Origin of the sequence: Streptomyces sp. NPDC127038 (assembly GCF_042725875.1) — a bacterium.
Taxonomy (GTDB): Bacteria; Actinomycetota; Actinomycetes; order Streptomycetales; family Streptomycetaceae; genus Streptomyces.
In genome coordinates this window covers 47819-64048 of sequence record NZ_JBHXDQ010000028.1, presented here as the reverse complement: position 1 = coordinate 64048, position 16230 = coordinate 47819, and the positions used below count along the sequence as shown (strand labels likewise).

The window sequence follows — 16230 nt, the reverse complement described above, 5'->3', positions numbered from 1 at the left end:
CGGCGCGACCTGCCTCAAGCCGCCGACGGCTGCGCCTCCCACGGCCTCCGTCCCGCATCCTCCTGCCAGCGGTGGAGCTGCGGACCATCGACGCACACGATGCCGCACTGCTCCGCGTAGTCGAGCGCTTCGACCGCCGTCTGCGTGGCGTCGTCCAGGGCCAGAGCCGCGCGGCGCGCGATCCTCGCCGCCGATATGCGGCGCTTCCCACGGCGGCCAGCCATGACGGCACCGACGCCCACAAGGGCGAGCGCCACGACCCAGGTGGGCGCGGCCGCCAGAGCGAGGATGACCGCGAGGAGGGCGAAGTAGAGGGCCGTCGCCCGGAGTTCGAACCGGCGGGAGCGGCACGCGGTACGCCGAACGGTGTGGAGTGCGACGGCGATGACGATGCGGCTGCACGGTGTCGCCGAGCGGAGGCCGCTCCGGGCGATGTAAAGGATTCCTTGACGAGTGGGCCATGTAAAGGCATTCTTGACACGTGACTGATTCGCCGATGTCTCTCGCGGGCCTGGCTGCTCGCCTCGCCGCGCAGGCCGCCGCCCTGGCGGGATCGGCCGGCAGCCCCGTGGCCCAGCCGGCCTATCTCGACCTCGTCCGACTCGCCGAGGACGTCGACGGCCTGGCGGAGCAGGTGCTCAAGCTGTGCGTACAGCAGTGCCGGGATGCCGGCCACACCTGGCAGGAGATCGGGGACCTGCTCGGAGTCACCCGCCAGGCCGCGTTCCAGCGGTTCGGCAAACCCATCGACCCGAGAACGGGAGAACCCATGGACAAGACCGTGCGGATGACCGACGCCGCTGCCCGGGCCACCGAGATCGCGGCCGCCGTCCTCGACGGCCGTATGGACGAGGCCCGCCGGTCGTTCAATGCCGAGGTGCTGGCAGCGTTCACCGACGAGGTCCGCCTCGACGGGCTGGCCACGGTTGCCGGTCTGGTCGGCGCGTTCGAGGGCTTCGGCGAGGGCGAGCCGTTCGTTCGCCGCATCGGCGACCACACGGTCGTCGACGTCCCGCTGCGCTATGAGGCCGGCGACATGAAGGCCCGCGTCGCATTCGACACGGACGAAAAGGTCGCGGGCCTGTTCATCCTCGCGCCCGAAACCCCGTGAGCCACCCCGCCGCCTCCCGGGGCAACCGGTGGACCGTCCGGAAAGGCGGATGAGCATGGCCACGCCCGCCTACGACGACGGCACGATCCGCTGCGACCACCAGGGCATCTCTCCATCCTCCGCTACTACCCGTGACTCCTCCCCCTCGTGATCGAGGGGGCTTCTCGCTAAGCCGGGTTGGCGTCGCGGCGGACCAGCCCGGCCCGGAGAACGTTGATGGCTCCTACTGTGTCGGCGTGCGCGGTGTGGGCGCAGGCGACGCAGTGGAACTTTTCCTGTGTGGGCCGGTTCGCCTTGGCGGTGTGCCCGCATTCGGGGCACTCGCGTGAGGTGTTGCGGGGGTCCACGGCGATCACTTCCCGTCCGGCGCTTTCAGCCTTGTCGTGCAGGATCGTCAGGAACACCCCCATCCGGCGTCGTTGATCGACCTGTTGAGTCCGGCCTTGGCGGCGCCACCGTTGGGCAGGAACGCGCCTGCCTGGTCGGGGTCGGGCCTCGGCGCGGGCGCCCTGGCCATGTTGCGGATCTTGAGGTCTTCGTGCGCGATGAAACCGTGTCGGCGTACGAGGTCCAGAGCGGTCTTGTGCGCGTGGTCGAGCCGCTGGCGGCGCACCATGCCGTGCACAGCGGCGACGCGCTCTACGGCCCGCTGATGGTTTTTTGGTGCGGTCCTTCGCCTTGCGGCGCGGGTACCGGGACAGTGCCCGCTGTGCGGTCTCCAGCTCGGCGGCGGCCTTGCGGGCGTGGCGCGGGTTGGCGATGTGCTCGCCGTGCGAGGTGGTGAGGAACGAGGCGATGCCGAGGTCGATGCCGACCACGCTGTCGGTCTGGGCAGACGATCGCCGCGAGCACCGCACGGTCATCGCAACGCAGCCGCCCCCGCCCTGCGCGCGCACCGGCAGCTCCGGCGCCACGGCCAGGAAGATCTCCCACAACCCATCCGGCACCAGTCACTCAGCCATCCCCATGCCAGACCGACGAGCCACAGCCAATCGAGACATCATGAGCGAAATCCCGTGGCTGCTGTGCGGGTGTCCCGCTCGCAGAACGCCGTGGGCCGCAGGGGCAGTTCCTTCGCACTCGGCAGGCTTGGGGTCGAACCACCTACGCGAACCCGTCTCCGGCCGCCGACGGCTGCGCCTCCCACGGCCTCGGTCCCGCATCCTCCTGCCAGCGGTGGAGCTGCGGACCGTCGACGCACACGATGCCGCACTGCTCCGCGTAGTCGAGCGCGGGGGCGGTGAAGTCGCTGGTGGTGACCACGACGGCGACATTGGCGCCGTGAACGGTGAAGCAGGTGCCGCCGAAGCGCTGCAGGTCCTGCGAGCCGACCCGGTTGCCGTCGCAGTACCGCTTGCACTGGATGACGACCGAGCGCCCGTCGGGCGTCCTCGCCACGACGTCGGCGCCCAGGTCCCCGGCCCCGCCCACGACCTCCACGTCGAGACAGCCGTCGCGCCGGCACAGTTCGGCCACCGCCTCTTCGAACTCGTCCGGGTCCAGGGCCTCGTAGGCGATCTCCACCATGGCCACGGGCGCCTCGGGCACGGTCTCGGGAAGCGGGATGGTGGGATCCGTCCCGAGGCAGCCGCCGTAGGCCCCGGCCCCTGCGGGGACCAGGCTGACGGCGGGAGCCGGTGACGCCGCGTCGAGCGCTTCGACCGCCGTCTGCGTGGCGTCGTCCAGGGCCAGGGCCGCGCGGCGTGCGATCCTCGCCGCCGATATGCGGCGCTTGCCGCGGCGGCCGGCCATGAAGGCGCCGACGCCCACAAGGGCGAGCGCCACGGCCCAGGCAGGACGGTGCACCGCGGCCGCGGCCGCGGTGCGGGCGGCCGCGCCCACCAGAGCGAGGATGACCGCGAGGAGGGCGAAGTAGAGGGCCGTCGCCCGGAGTTCGAACCGGCGGGAGCGGCGCGCGGTACGCCGGGCGCGTGCGGGAACGGCCATGGTGATGTTTCCTCCCCTGGGACGTCAACGAAGATCAATTCGCGTCTTCCCAGGCAGCGGCCGTTCTATCGGGTTCCGTCGTGCATGCCGCTTCCGGCTCGACGGCGGGCGCGGGCTCTCTGCCTTTCGGGATCGATTCCAGGACATCTCATCCGGGATCGCGTGACGGGGAGAAGAAGTGACGAACGCACCGACCGAGGCGTGTGCACTCAGGGCGAGGAGGCGGCATGCCCGAATCCATCGATCGCGTGACCGAGTCCGTATGGGATTATCCGCGGCCCCCCGCTGTACTACGGGACGACCGCCTCGTCAGGGTCGAATGCGGTGGCCATGTGATCGCCGAGACCCGGCGGGCCTTGCGGGTGCTCGAGACCAGCCATCCCCCGGCGTTCTACATCCCGCCGGAAGATGTCAGGTCCGATCTGCTGTTCCCGGCCAACGGCCGCTCCTGGTGTGAGTGGAAGGGCACCGCCCGCTACTGGGACCTGATCGTCGGCCACGAAGTGCGCGGTCGTGCCGCCTGGAGCTACAGCGACCCCGAACCCGCGTACACGGCCCTCAGGGACTGTTTCGCCTTCTACGTCAGCCGCGTCGACCGCTGCCTCGTCGACGGCGAAGAGGCGCGGGCCCAGGACGGGGACTTCTATGGCGGCTGGATCACCTCGGACGTACAAGGCCCCTTCAAGGGCGCGCCCCATACCCAGGGGTGGTAGGGAGAGTCGACGCCGGCCGCCCCACCGGGCCGCACGCCGCACAGCCGGCCATGTCCGCGATCGGCCACCCGGCTGTGACCGCGGTGGCACGGGTGCGACATGGGGTCAACCGTCTCTGCGGTCAACCGTCTCTGCGGTCCAGAACACGACGGGCCGCCTCTGCTTCCGCCGCAACCGGCGACAACTCGTCGAGCGTGTCCAGTTCGGCGTCTGCCTCCAGTTCGCTTTCCCAGGCAGCAGCAAGGCGCTCCTGCTCCTCGGGGGGTTCGGCATCGACCGTCTGCCGGTCCTGCGGGTTCAGAGCCGCCAGAAATCTGGCCACCGAGTCCATCGGCATGCCGTACTCCTCGTCGCTGGACAGCGTGTTGATTTCCGCCCAGCATCGCCAATCGGCTGTCGGCCGGTCGTCTGACACGGCTTCAGCACACCCGGATGGCCGCAGCATGGCCGCAGCCCGGACGGGCAGCTCCGACGAAGGTCCGTCGGAGCGCCGCGGGCCGAACACCGGCGGGGTCCTGCATGCCCGCGACCGTGCGGATCGGCGTTGCTGCGTTCAAGGTCGCGACAAGGTGACCGTGCCCATGGCGGCAGTCCGTTCCCCGGCCTTGACGAGGAAGCGCGAGGCGCCGCCCTCGGCCGCGACCTCCACGACCGCCCCGCGGCTTGGCACCGGTGCGTCGAGTCGTACGGCGATGCCGGCCACGGCGGACGGCAGGGCCCCTCGGTAGAGCAGCGTCGCCTGCCGTCCGGCTTCCATGACGGCGAGCGCCGGCAGCAGGGCGGGGCGGCCCGGGAGGAGCACCGGGTGCCCGGGGTCGCAGGGGGCGATCACGAGTCGCCCTTGTGCTCCGCGGGCGAGAAGCACGTCCGGTTCGGCGGACGCTCCCACGGCGGCCGGTGCGGGACGCAGCAGGCCCGGAGACGGCGTGGAGGCCACCTCCAGTGGAGGGCGTGAAGGGTGGGCCAGCGTCATGCCGCAGGCGCCGAAGCGCGTGCCGGCGTGGAAGAACTCGGCCGTCAGACGGTACGCGGCGACAGCACCCACTCGTACGACGAGATCGCTGACCGTGACGTGTACCAGGACGTCCGACGCGGCACCGCGCTCGACCGGTTGTGTTCTCGGGTCCACTCCCAGGCTCACCGAGACAGGCTGGAGTCTGTTGTCATCCGCTCCGTTGAGATACCGCGACTCCAGGGCGGCGGCGAGCTGACGGGCGGACTCGGCCATGAGCAGGGGATGATGCGTCACCGCGAGGGCACGCTCGTTCAGTGCGTGCCATCGGGGCCACTGGCACCGTGCTTCGAAGAAGCGGCTTCCCCGTCGGCTCAGCGATTCGACCAGCGTCGCCGACATCGACTGCAGTCCCAGCTCGCGCCAGGTCGGCGGCCCGCCCGGCCCCACGTGTCGCCCGGCCGGAACGTCCTCGATCCCACTGCCGAGCTCCGTCACCGGGCTCGTCTCCATGGTCACCATGTCGTGCATCAGCGTCTTCTCGGTCGGGGAGGCGTGCTTGGGCAGATCGCGGGTGCAGGCCGAACCGGGGGGCGTGCCCGATGCGGCCTGGCGTTCAGCGGTCGGCTCCCGCGAATTCGCTCTGCTCGTAGTTGGCCAGTGCCAGCCCGAGGGCGAAGAAGGTGGGCGCCCACTCCCCCACGAAGATGCCCCAGCGGTCGGCCCGCTCCAGGTTCTCCTGCTTGTTGGACGCCAGCCAGGAGACGAGTGAAAGGCCGATGGAGCCGAAGGCCGCGGCGTAGGCGTGTTCGCTCTGGACGCCCGCATCGTGCAGCTTCTTCACGATCATTGCTTTCCCTCTCGTCATGGACCAGTGAAGCGTTTTGGGGTGCTTTCACCACGTTTCCGGTGTCATGGCGTCCGCGGATGCAGGGGAATGCAGAGGCTGACCGCACGCACTCTTCCTTCGCGGCGAAGCCCGGCATCATCGCGAAGGAGCAGGCACGCCGCTGCGCGGTTTTGCGCGCTTGCCGTGAACTGGTCTCCGCGAGACGGGAGATGACGGGGGCGGGCCGGCGGCTGTGGTGCCCGGCCGGTCCGCTGCCGCATCCAGGGATCGATCACCTGCCGAAGAGGAAGGCGAGTCGTCCGATGCCCCGGGGCCCCCGGGGTACGGGAGGTGTGGTCATGGTCATCAGCCGTGCGGGGATCCTGGTTCCCGGCGCAACGGGAGTCCTCGGCGCCGCCCTGGCTCTGCGGCTGCACGAGCAGGGAGCCGCCGTGGCCGTTGCGGGCCGCGACCGCGAAGGCCTCGCCCGCGTGTCCCGGGCCTGCGGCGACGCCCCCGCCCGCGCTTTCGACGCGTACGACCTCGAGCAGTGCGCACGCACGGTGACCTGGGCCGCCGGGGAACTCGGCGGGCTGGACGCGGTCGTCGTCTGCGTCGGCGTCGCCGCCTTCGGACCGGCCGAGTCGGTGAACGACGCCGTGGCCGAGCACCTGTTCACCGTCAACACGCTGGCTCCCCTGGCGTTTTTGCGAGCTGCCCTTCCCGTCATCGAGCCGGGCGGCGTGATCGCGGCGATCACGGGCGTTGTCGCCGACTCGCCCTCGGCGGGCATGGCCGACTACTGCGCGTCGAAGGCGGCCCTGGCCGCGTGGCTCCAGGGGGTCCGGCGCGAGCAGCGGACGTCCGGGGTCGCGGTACTGGAGATCCGTCTGCCCCACGTGGAGACGGGATTCGCCGGCCGAGCCGTTCTCGGAACGCCTCCCGTGCTTCCGCCGGGGCTGCCCGTCCCCGAGGCGGTGGACGCGATCGTCGCCGCGCTCTCGGCCGGCGCCCGGCTGGTGAAGCCTGGCCGTGACGCCCCGCTCGACGTCGAGCGGTAGGACGGGCGGCCGAGGAGCAACCGTGCCCGACAGCGGATCCCCCCGCCGGTACCACCGGCCCATGCACCCCGTGGAGCCGGTGACGCCTCGCGCGCCGCGGGAAGTGCGGCGGACCCTCTTCCGGCAGAACTGGCGCGACCTGGTGTTCCTGCACTGGCCTGTGGACCCGTTCCAGGTGGCCGGGCTTCTGCCCCCTGGAACCGTCCCCGACCTCCACAACGGCCACACGTACGTCGGCCTGGTCTTCTTCCGTATGCGCGATCTCGCCTTCGGCGATACCCCGGCGATCCCGTATCTCGGGTCCTTCGACGAGGTCAACGTCCGTCTCTACAGCCGGGACGCGCTGGGGCGCCGCGGAGTGGTGTTCCGCTCGCTGGAATGCGACCGCCTGGTGCCCGTCCTGGCCGCCGACGCGTCCTTCCGGCTCCCGTACCGGTGGTCCCGCATCCACAGCCACTGGTTCGACAACCGCCTGCTGTACCGGACCAGCCGCCGCGGAACACCGAACGCCGGGGCCCGCGTGTGGCTGGAGGTGACCGGCACCCCCGTGACGCCGGACCCCGTCGAGGAGTTCCTCACGAACCGCTGGGGACTGCACGGACATGCCTTCGGACGCTCCTACTACCTCCCCAACACCCACCCCGAGTGGTCCTTCCGCCACTGCTCCCTGCTCGACTGGGACGACTCCCTCATCGCCGCCGCAGGCCTGCCCCGGCCCACGGAGGCACCGGCCAGCGTGTTGTACGCGCCTGGTGTGCCGGTGCGGTTCGGAACACCGGTGTCGCTGCCCGGCACCTGACGCGTCTGCGCCTGAGGCCGTCACGCGTGCCGTGCCGGTGCCCGCTCCCGCATGGCCGCGAGCAGGCCCGCGGCTCCCCAAAGGGGCCCGTGCTCACGGACCTGACCGGCCAGCTCGGCGGTCCGTGGGCCAGCCGTGACCGACAACGCCTCCAGGGCGGCGCCGATCTCGGCCGGCCCTGCGGCGTTCGGGTCGGCGACCACACCCGCGCCCGAGCGCTCCGCGTCGCGCGCGACGGAGAACTGATCGCTGGAGAAGGGCAGCACCAGGGCCGGGACGCCCGCGCGGACGCACTCCGTGAAGGAGTTGTTGCCGCCGTGGTGGACCATCAGGTCGACGTGTTCGAGCAACGCCTGCTGGGGCACCGACGGCATCACCACGGCCCGCTCTCCGGCCAGGTCCGCGAGTCGGTGGGACCGCCCGCCCGCCGCGACGACGACAGCGGCGTCGTGCATGTGGTCCAGCACGCCGTGCACGACGGTGCGCAGCACGTCGTCCCGAGCGGACAGGAAGGTGCCGAGAGCCACGAGGACAATCCGCCGGCCCTCCCCCCGGAGCGACTCGAGGCGCTCGCGCCATGCCTCGTCCAGGCGCGGGGAAGGCGTCACGGTGTGACCGGCGAAGAGGGACACCGGGCCCGGCGCCGGACGGGGAAGCCATGGAAACGCCGGATAGGAGTAGAGGACCGCGTAGGGCGACGTCAGGCCGAACGCCCTGGCGGGGGTCGGCCGGGCCGGGGCGCGCCGATGGACGAATTCGTCGAACAGCACGGTGAACAGCGCGTCGTTCTCCCGCGCGGCGGACAGAAGCCCGGTCAGTTCCACGGGATCGGGACGCAGCGCCTCGGGCCAGTCGTAGGGCACCCCGAAGTAGGCGTCCGGTCCGGACAGGACATAGCTGGGGTGCCCCGGGCAGAACGTCGCGTACGGCACTCCCAGGCAGTGCAGCGCGAGGGTCACGGGATAGCTGAGCTGGTCGACCAGGTACCAGTCGGGCCTCAGCCGCGCGTCCAGGGCGGCCAGTTCGTCGAGGACACCGTCCGGGTCGGCCAGCATGTCGCTTCGCCGGTGACGCGCCTGAGTGACCAGGGTGCGCACCGGCCCCTGGCGTGTCGCTTCGAGGAATTCGACGAGCCGGGCCGCCTCCTCGGCATCCTGCCGCGTCGCCTCCGCGACACCGGTGTTGGCGTTCCTGGTCACGACCAGAGGCACGAAATGGACAGCCGCGTCCAGGGCCAACTGCTCGAAGGACGGGGTGCAGGCGAACCAGACCTCCGCACCGTTCTCCCGCAATGCCCGGCAGAGCTCGGCCAGCGGCCGGGCATGCGACAGGAAGGGTGGGCTGACGACCACGATGCGCGGCATGAGATCCCCTTCGGTCCCCCGCCGCGCCGAGCGGCCCGGGTGCGGAGCACAGCATCGTAACCGCGCTCCCGGTAGGACGTCCGCGTGCCGTGAGCCGTCGCCCAAGGGTGCATCCGCGCAGTAGTCGGACGGTGAAACACCCTGGTCAGCTCTCAGAGATCCAGGCAGGGATGGGATGACCATGTCCACCGTCTCCTCCGCACACACCGTGGCCCCTCTGGGACCGGTCGGCGTCGTCGCACCCGTCGACGCCGATCCTCTGGTGGCGGCTCGGGCACGGTTCTTCGCCGGCTCCGTCGGCACCGGCGGATACCGGAGCGCTGACATACGGGCCTCCGAGCGCGGCGAACTGCTCCAACTGCTGGAGGCCGAGTACGGGCCGCAGCCCTGGTCCACGGTGGCGGGCAGCAAACCGGTGCTCGACCGGAACGACGCGGCCGTCGCGTCCCTGCGCAGAGCGTGCAGACTCGCCGTACCGCTGAGTCCGGAGGCGCTCCTGGCCCACACCCGAGGTGGCCCGCGCCTCGAGGCGGTCGTCGCCGAGATGTGGCCAGGTGCGGTGCAATGGCACGGCAGAGAACACGCCGAGGCGCTGTTGCGGACCCTGGTGACGACTGATCCGGACATGGCCGCTTCAGCGTTCCTCCTGAACCTGGCGACAGCGGCCGGTCTGTGTCCCCTCACGGCCGCCGAGGCGGCCGAGCTGGCGGGCTCGACGAAGGACCGGGCAGCACGCCACGCCGCCTGGCGCTATCTATATCTGCTCCCCGACGGCCCCGCGCGGCTTCCCGATCCCTCCGTGGCGGAGGACGTCTACGAGCGGCTGCTGATCGCGCCTCCCGCGGTGCCCATCGACTGGGACGACGCCCGCCCGGGCAAGCTCGTCGCGCAGACCATGCTGTTGGGCCGGCTGGACAGGCCCGGCGAGGGGCTGAGCGGCGGGCTCTCGGTGTTGCTCGGCGGGCTCGGCGACCGGCTCGCCGTCACGGAAGGGATTGCGGGCGTCGTCACCCTGGTCGCCGCCGGACACGACGATCTCGAACGGGATCCCCGCATGGTCCACGAGCGCGGTCCCGGACACTGGATACTGCGGCTTCCCGTCGACGCGGCGGGTCCACTCTCACCATCCGGCCTGCACCTTCACCGCCCGGGGCTCACCTGGTGGGCAGCACGGCTGCTGGGGAGCATGACGCGACCGCTCGACGTGTTGCATGTGCGCTACGCGGATGACGGAAGTCTGGCCATGGCAGAGGCTGCCGCACGGGTCGGCGCTCGCCTGGTATTCACCGCGGCCCCCGACCCGCACCGGTACCTGGCCGACCGTCATGCCCAACGCTCCCCCCTCGACGCGGAGGCCGCGGAGGAACTCCGGCATGACGTGCACCGTATCTTCGCCGCGGACCGGCTGGTCGACCGCGCGGATGCGGTCGTGGCCATTCCCGGGCAGGGCGGCACGCAGGAACTCGTACGCCATTTCCCGGTGCTGGCAGGGCTGAACGACGGTGCGGGGCCCTCCGCCATCCCCGAGGGCATCGCCCCCTACCGCCCTGCTGCCGACGAGGACGAGCGGCGTGACGCGCTTTTGTCCGCGCTGTTCGGCGGGGGGCATCGGCCGCACGCCCTGGATCCTGCGGACCGCCGCCTCCCGTTGCTGGTCAGCGTGGGCCGGCTACATCCAGTGAAGCAGCAGGACCTCTTGGTCCGAGCCTGGCTGGCCTCAGGTTTGTATGTGACGACCACCTTGGTGCTGGTCGGCGGCGGTCCGCCTCCGGGCACGGCCGCCGAGAACGCCATGCGCGCTCGTATCCGTTCCCTTCTGCTCGGGTACCCGCGAGCGCGGTCCCGCTTCGCGCTCCTTCCGGCGCTGCCCAACGAGAGCGTCCGCCGACTGCAACGAGCCCTCGCGGACCCGGCGAACGGCATACGGGCCTGGTACGTGTGCCCCAGCGTCAAAGAGGAGTTCGGGATCGCCGTCCTGGAGGCGATGGAGGCGGGGCTGCCCGCGGCAGGGCCCCGCCGGGGCGGGGTCACGCACTACCTGCGGGACGGCGTGAACGGCATCCTGCTCGACACGTCGAGTGCGGCAGGGCTGGAAAGCGGACTGCGCACAATGGCGGCCCTGCCCGAAAGGGAGCGAGAGCGTTTCGCGCGTGCGGGACGCGACCTGGTCACCGCGCGCTACTCGATCGATGTGATGGCGAACGCGCTGGCCCGGCAGTACGGCGCGGAGGAAGGCTGACCAGCCCTGACCGGTGCTGACGCCCGAGCCACGCGCGGGCGGCGCAGCCTGTCCGTTCCGCCGTCCGCGGATCAGCTGTCGACCCGCGCGTGTCCGTGCCCGTCGCCGATGGCCGGCATGCGGGCCGCCCACGAAACGGTCAGCCAATACGACGCACAGTCGATGCAGGTTGCCCGCTGCATCGATTTCTCGGAGGGTGGCAGAGCCGGAATCGCTCCGCGCGAATCGATGCGCCGGACACCGCAGACGGCACGACCCCGCAGCAGTGGCCGCCTTCGGAGACACGCGGTCCGCCTTTGTCCGAGGAGCAGTCGTCATGACCTCACAGCAGCTGACCGAGCAGCCCCTCAAGGGTGCTCCGCTCACGGCTCCCGTTCAGAAGTCTCTTGACGAGGAGGAGCTCGCCGCCGCGTTCGCCCGGGGCGACGAGCAGGCCCTTTCCGGGGTCTACCACCGATGGGGGCGTCTGGTGTACACCCTGGCCCGACGCTCGCTGGGGGACGCGGCCGAGGCGGAGGACGTCACGCAGGTGGTGTTCCTCGCCGCCTGGCGGGGACGGGCCGGCTTCGCACGCGAACGTGGCGCCCTGGCGGCGTGGATCGTCGGAATCACCCGGCGCAAGATCGCCGACGCGTTGCACGCCCGGACACGCCGGGCCGACCTGGTGGCGGCAGCGGGTGCCGTCGTATCCACGCAGGATCGTGCCGGTGAGCCCGATGCGGTGCTGGACCGCGTTCTGATCAGCCACGAATTGTCGAAGCTGCCTGCGACTCAGCGGCGCGTGCTCAGCCTCGCCTACTACGACGACCTCACACAGACCCAGATCGCCCAGGTCACGGGCTTGCCGTTGGGAACGGTCAAGAGCCACACCCGTCGCGGGCTGCACGGGCTGAACCGTTGTCTCCAGGACGTGGGGGAGAACAGCCGCTGCTGAGCCCCTCCGCTGGTTCTCTCGGGTGATACAGGACCGATCCGTGACCAGCTGCTGCCCCGCCTTCTCGCGGCGGCAGAGGAGGCGGGGACCTGCCCTTCCTGACCATCCTCACCCCATCGCGCTCAAGCGTCCGCCGCTTCCACGGCGTTGCTCGCGGGGAATGTCTCCTCGTACATCGTGGCAGGGACTTCGGATCCGGAAGTGGCTCGGCCGCTTGATCCCGCCCCGTAGAAAGGCGGTGCAACCACTTGGCGACTTTCCAGGGAATGAAGGGACGAACTGCAAGAAAAGGCGCCGCTGTCGCGGGCCTGACTCCCGGTAAGAGAAGGGACGGGCGATGAAGCTCCAGGACGAACTCCCCCTCGACCACCATCTGGCCACCGTCTACCGCTGGGGCTCCGCGTTCTGCGGGGTGGTCCTGCTCGGCTTCGGCAGCCTCGGCTTCGCCGACGAGCTCAGCCCGTTCGACACGAACGGAAACGTTGCGGGCATGTCGTCCAACGGCGCCCTGAGCCTGATCTCCGTCGCCGTCGGCGCGCTCCTGATCGCCGGCGCCGTCGTCGGAGGCAACCTCGCCTCCACGCTCAACATGACGGTGGGAACGCTGTTCCTGCTCAGCGGCTTCATCCACATCTTCATCCTCGACCGGCCCGCCAACATTCTCGGTTTCGGCATGACCAACGTCATCTTCAGCTTCGTCATGGGGCTGGTGATCCTCACGTTCGGCATGTACGGGCGCGTGTCGAGCAAGCTGCCCCACGACAACCCGTACTGGCAGCGCCGTCACCCGCGCGAGGCCGCCCGGGAGTCCCTCGCCCAGCGCCGGCAGTCGGCCCCCGCAGCGGCACTGCCGACCGGCACGGACCGGACAGCCCTGCAGGGAGCGACCAGGTCTCCCGGCTCGCGGCCCAATCAGCCCAGTCACTGAGACGTCCGGGCCCGGCCACAGCACGTTCGTCGCCGCAGAACCCCGCACATCCGTCCGGGCCCGCAACACACCGGGCCCGGCGGACGGGCGGCGCAGCGGCGGTGGTTCAGATCCCGGGCCGTCCTTGACATCCTCCCCGCCCTAAAGGGCGGGGATTGCCGCCTGGCTGCCGGTGGTGACCGGCTGGGCCTTCGGGTGGGTTCCCCGTTCAACGGGCCGTGCCTGGCGTGGGATTTCCACTCCAGGACTGACCGGCCCTCCAGGGGCGTTTAGCCTCTCCGCCTGCCCGGCGGCGAGGATCACTCGCGACGCGTTGAGGTCACGATCATGTTCAGTACCGCAGCCTTCGCACCGCCAGAAACGCACGTGCAGCGGCTTCTTCCCGTCCACGACCCAGCAGACCGAGCACGTCTGCGAGGAGGGCAGCCAGCGGGAAACGATGCCCACGTGCCGGCCGTAGCGGGCCGCCTTCTCCTCCAGCACGCGGCGGAACATGCCCCACGCGGCGTCGTGCACAGACTTGGCCAGGCGAGTGCGGGCCAGGCCAAAGACCGCCAGGTCCTCGAGGTAGACCGCTTGGTTGTCGCGGACCAGCCTCGAAGCACTCTGGTGACACCAGTCCCTGCGCGCATCGGCCACCCGGGCATGCGCACGGGCGACCTTCAACCGGGCCTTGGCCCGGTTCCTCGACCCCTTCGCCTTGCGGCTCAACGCCCGCTGCGCCTTGTTCAGCCGACGCTCGGCACGCCGCAGGAAGCGGGGATTGTCGATCACCTCGCCGTCGGAGAGAACGGCGATGGGGGTCCCCCCGGACGGAGTCTGGGGGAGGGTCAGCCCCAGGTCGATGCCGACCTCGGACGTGACGGGCGCGAGCGGCTCGGGCTCGACCTGCACGACGAAACTCGCGAAGTACCGGCCCGACGGATCCTTGATCACGGTCACCGACGACGGAGCCGACGGCAGCGAACGCGACCAGCGGACCCGGACGTCCCCGATCTTCGCGAGGTTCAGCCGCCCGTTGTCCCGCAGCCGGAACCCGTTCCTGGAGAAACGGACGGCCTGGCGGCTGTCCTTCTTCGACTTGAACACCGGAAGCCCCACACGGCGCCCCGGCCGCTTCCCCGACACCGACGCGAAAAAGTTCGCGTACGCCGTATCGAGATCACGCAGAGAAGACTGCAAGGCGTCCACCGACACCTCCGCCAGCCACGCCCGCTCAGGCGTCTTCTTCGCGTCGGTGATCACCCGCTTCGCCAGCACACCCGTCGCGATCCGCGACCCGTCCGCCCGGTAGGCGGCCTTCCTCGCGGCCAACGCATCGTTGTAGACCACCCGGGCACAACCGAACGTACGGGCCAGCACGATGCGCTGACCCGGCGTCGGCTCGAGCCGGAAGGAATACCGCAGATACACACGACCAACCTAACGGCCACCACCGACAACACCGGACCACCCAAGGGCGAACCGGCTTTCCCTGCCCTGCCCCGCAGGAGCTTCGTCTCCTCCCCAGCCTGAAGGCCGGGGTATCCACGAAGGAAACCTGATGAACTCAAGCGCGCGCAACGACCGCAGCGGCTCCATCGACGACACGATGGCCGCACGCACTGGACGCATCCGGCCATCGCTCACCGGCGGGCAGTTTCCGTGTCAGCTCTTGGCGATGGTGCAGGAATAGGCGGCGGTCCCCGCGCCACTGTAGGCCTCGATGTCGATGTAGTAGGTGCCGGTACCGGAAGCAGTGCGTGTGAGGGCGAGGTTTTCATCGGTGCCGGCGCCGCCGTTGACGGAGCGCTCCAAGGTGCTGCCGGCCGAGTCCATGAAGTACAGGTCGGCGTCGTAGGCCGGGGGGACGGCGCATCGGACGGTGGCGCGCTGGCCTGATGCGAGGGTGACCTTGAAGTAGTCGGCGTCCGAGGAAGACTTCATGCTGCCGGTGAGGGTGGCGGGGGACGCGAGGGTGGTGGCGTCGTCGGCTGTGCTGCGGGAGTCGTTTGGTTCGCTCTCGTTGAGGGTGGTTCCGCTCGGCGATCCGCAGTTCGTCTCAGGGGTGCCGCTGTAGAGGTTGGCGTCGGCGACCCCGTTGGTGACGCTGCGCCGGTAGTAGCCGCAGGCGGGCCGGTTCTTGAAGTCGAACGTCGCGCCTGGGCTCAGCTGCCAGATCTTGTAGTTCGAGAACGTCAGCGGCTTTCCGGGGTCTGTCTGCTCCGGCGTGTGGTCACCGAGGACCACATAGGCGTCCTTGCCGTACTGGGTGGCCAGGCCGTTCTTGTCGATGAACAGGGAGCCGCCCCCTTCTTCGACACCGACTCCCCACGCCGCTCCGCCGGGTGCCAGCCCGTCCTTCAGTGCCCGGGCGACGAAGGCCATGGTGCGCCCCATGCGGTCGCGGGTGACGAAGTGCGAATCGTTGATGACGTCGGTGTAGTTGGGCCAGGTGAACATGCCCGTGGTGAAGGTGATGTAGGGGTTGTAGGGGTCGGCGAGCGCCTCGGAGCTTGTGACGCTGCCCTGGCAGGCGTCGTAGACGATGGGGCTGTTGATGTGGTGCCCGGCGCTCCCGCCGCCGGATCCACCGCCCTTGGCGACGACGGACTCCACGGACGCTTCGAGTGTGGTGCCCTTCCAAGCGGTGTAGCGGCACTGGTTGCCGCCGGCGAAGTAGACGAACTCTGCGTTGCGGATGTCGGTGTTGACCTGGCTGTTGTTGCCGTCGGCGGCGGCCGTCAGGGTCCAGGTGGTACAGGAGTTGACTCCCGTCAGGGTCATGACGGTGTCGCACTCGGGTGTCCTGCTCCCCGAGGTGGGGGCGGATCCGGCGAGGACGACCACGTCGAGGGTGCCGGTGTTGCCGCGGATGGCGTCGATGGCTCTGGTCAGGGAGGCCGGTACGACGGAGCCGTCGCCGTTCATCGTGAAGGCGGGACCGCTCCAGGTGGCGCGGCTGACGTCGCTGGCATTGCCGAGGCGGATGCGGTCGGCCGCGGCGTGTGCGGGCTCGGTGGCGGCGAAGGTGGCCGCGAACATCAGGAGTGCGGTCGCGGCGGGCGCCGCCGGCCTGCGGAGCATGGGAACGATCATGTGGTCCTCCTGGAAGTGCGAGACGGCGCGCAAGCGGGCCCTGTGAGAGCCGGACGGGATGCCTCGCCCTCGTAAGGCACCGCAGCGATCGCGTGATGTGCGGTAGCGGAACTTACAAGCCGTCGACAGCTTCAGGAAGATGTACGGCCAATTTTTCCGCATACCGAGGAGACGGGCCATCAGATGCCTGTTCAGGCTCCTGGTCCACGGCAACCAGGGCAGTCCAGCTCGAACAGATCGAACGTAATAGGCGATACATCTAGCCAGATGTTCTA

17 protein-coding genes and 1 pseudogene are annotated in these 16230 nt (G+C 70.2%); 7 read left to right on the top strand and 11 right to left on the bottom strand.

Annotated features, from left to right (window positions below):
* Nucleotides 1-14: 14 nt before the first annotated feature.
* Nucleotides 15-224 (bottom strand): hypothetical protein, encoded by a 210-nt coding sequence (locus ACFWI4_RS20690; RefSeq protein WP_387198166.1) that lies wholly within the window; start codon nt 222-224, stop codon nt 15-17.
* A gap of 257 nt (nt 225-481) precedes the next feature.
* Here ACFWI4_RS20690 and ACFWI4_RS20685 point away from each other — a divergent pair, with 257 nt between their 5' ends.
* The gene (locus ACFWI4_RS20685; RefSeq protein ID WP_385407580.1) at nt 482-1111 is read left to right on the top strand and encodes a DUF3887 domain-containing protein; all 630 of its coding nucleotides are present in this window, start codon (nt 482-484) and stop codon (nt 1109-1111) included.
* Between the two features lie 167 nt (nt 1112-1278).
* Here ACFWI4_RS20685 and ACFWI4_RS20680 read toward each other — a convergent pair whose 3' ends face one another.
* The 4 genes and pseudogenes from ACFWI4_RS20680 to ACFWI4_RS20665 form a co-directional block, all read right to left on the bottom strand.
* A complete protein-coding gene (locus ACFWI4_RS20680; RefSeq protein WP_387198250.1) occupies nt 1279-1521 on the bottom strand; it encodes a zinc ribbon domain-containing protein in 243 nt (80 codons plus the stop codon).
* Nucleotides 1506-1727: a hypothetical protein gene (locus tag ACFWI4_RS20675; RefSeq protein WP_387198253.1), complete on the bottom strand. Its 222-nt coding sequence runs from the start codon at nt 1725-1727 to the stop codon at nt 1506-1508. The genes ACFWI4_RS20680 and ACFWI4_RS20675 overlap by 16 nt, the downstream gene beginning before the upstream one ends.
* Nucleotides 1728-1752: 25 nt before the next feature.
* Nucleotides 1753-1974: pseudogene (locus tag ACFWI4_RS20670) on the bottom strand (transposase); the annotation flags it as partial.
* Between the two features lie 241 nt (nt 1975-2215).
* Nucleotides 2216-3058, bottom strand: coding sequence for a restriction endonuclease (locus ACFWI4_RS20665; protein ID WP_387198163.1), 843 nt, complete (start codon nt 3056-3058; stop codon nt 2216-2218).
* A 227-nt stretch (nt 3059-3285) separates the two neighbouring features.
* On the opposite strand from ACFWI4_RS20665, the gene ACFWI4_RS20660 reads away from it, so the two are divergent.
* A complete protein-coding gene (locus tag ACFWI4_RS20660) occupies nt 3286-3771 on the top strand; it encodes a DUF427 domain-containing protein (protein WP_387198160.1) in 486 nt (161 codons plus the stop codon).
* A 121-nt stretch (nt 3772-3892) separates the two neighbouring features.
* On the opposite strand, the gene ACFWI4_RS20655 is transcribed toward ACFWI4_RS20660, so the two are convergent.
* From ACFWI4_RS20655 to ACFWI4_RS20645, 3 genes are all read right to left on the bottom strand, one after another.
* On the bottom strand, nt 3893-4186 hold the full coding sequence (locus tag ACFWI4_RS20655) for a hypothetical protein (RefSeq protein ID WP_387198157.1): 294 nt from the start codon (nt 4184-4186) through the stop codon (nt 3893-3895).
* Nucleotides 4187-4324: 138 nt separating this feature from the next.
* Nucleotides 4325-5254, bottom strand: a complete 930-nt coding sequence (locus ACFWI4_RS20650; protein WP_387198154.1) for a hypothetical protein — start codon at nt 5252-5254, stop codon at nt 4325-4327.
* 85 nt (nt 5255-5339) lie between these two features.
* Nucleotides 5340-5573, bottom strand: a complete 234-nt coding sequence (locus tag ACFWI4_RS20645; RefSeq protein ID WP_385407567.1) for a hypothetical protein — start codon at nt 5571-5573, stop codon at nt 5340-5342.
* 338 nt (nt 5574-5911) lie between these two features.
* Between ACFWI4_RS20645 and ACFWI4_RS20640 the strand changes: the two genes are divergently transcribed.
* Nucleotides 5912-6613: an SDR family NAD(P)-dependent oxidoreductase gene (locus tag ACFWI4_RS20640; RefSeq protein ID WP_387198151.1), complete on the top strand. Its 702-nt coding sequence runs from the start codon at nt 5912-5914 to the stop codon at nt 6611-6613.
* A gap of 22 nt (nt 6614-6635) precedes the next feature.
* Nucleotides 6636-7412 (top strand): YqjF family protein, encoded by a 777-nt coding sequence (locus ACFWI4_RS20635; RefSeq protein ID WP_387198148.1) that lies wholly within the window; start codon nt 6636-6638, stop codon nt 7410-7412.
* Nucleotides 7413-7432: 20 nt separating this feature from the next.
* Here ACFWI4_RS20635 and ACFWI4_RS20630 read toward each other — a convergent pair whose 3' ends face one another.
* Nucleotides 7433-8776, bottom strand: a complete 1344-nt coding sequence (locus tag ACFWI4_RS20630) for a glycosyltransferase (RefSeq protein ID WP_387198145.1) — start codon at nt 8774-8776, stop codon at nt 7433-7435.
* Nucleotides 8777-8957: 181 nt separating this feature from the next.
* Here ACFWI4_RS20630 and ACFWI4_RS20625 point away from each other — a divergent pair, with 181 nt between their 5' ends.
* From ACFWI4_RS20625 to ACFWI4_RS20615, 3 genes are all read left to right on the top strand, one after another.
* Entirely contained in the window at nt 8958-11015 is a 2058-nt protein-coding gene (locus ACFWI4_RS20625) for a glycosyltransferase family 4 protein (protein WP_387198142.1), read from the top strand.
* 316 nt (nt 11016-11331) lie between these two features.
* The gene (locus tag ACFWI4_RS20620; RefSeq protein WP_387198139.1) at nt 11332-11949 is read left to right on the top strand and encodes a sigma-70 family RNA polymerase sigma factor; all 618 of its coding nucleotides are present in this window, start codon (nt 11332-11334) and stop codon (nt 11947-11949) included.
* Nucleotides 11950-12286: 337 nt separating this feature from the next.
* The gene (locus ACFWI4_RS20615) at nt 12287-12877 is read left to right on the top strand and encodes a DUF4383 domain-containing protein (RefSeq protein ID WP_387198136.1); all 591 of its coding nucleotides are present in this window, start codon (nt 12287-12289) and stop codon (nt 12875-12877) included.
* Nucleotides 12878-13018: 141 nt separating this feature from the next.
* On the opposite strand, the gene ACFWI4_RS20610 is transcribed toward ACFWI4_RS20615, so the two are convergent.
* Together ACFWI4_RS20610 and ACFWI4_RS20605 are read right to left on the bottom strand one after the other, a co-directional pair.
* A complete protein-coding gene (locus ACFWI4_RS20610; RefSeq protein WP_387198133.1) occupies nt 13019-14290 on the bottom strand; it encodes an RNA-guided endonuclease InsQ/TnpB family protein in 1272 nt (423 codons plus the stop codon).
* Between the two features lie 234 nt (nt 14291-14524).
* Nucleotides 14525-15955 (bottom strand): pre-peptidase C-terminal domain-containing protein, encoded by a 1431-nt coding sequence (locus ACFWI4_RS20605; protein ID WP_387198130.1) that lies wholly within the window; start codon nt 15953-15955, stop codon nt 14525-14527.
* Nucleotides 15956-16230: the final 275 nt, after the last annotated feature.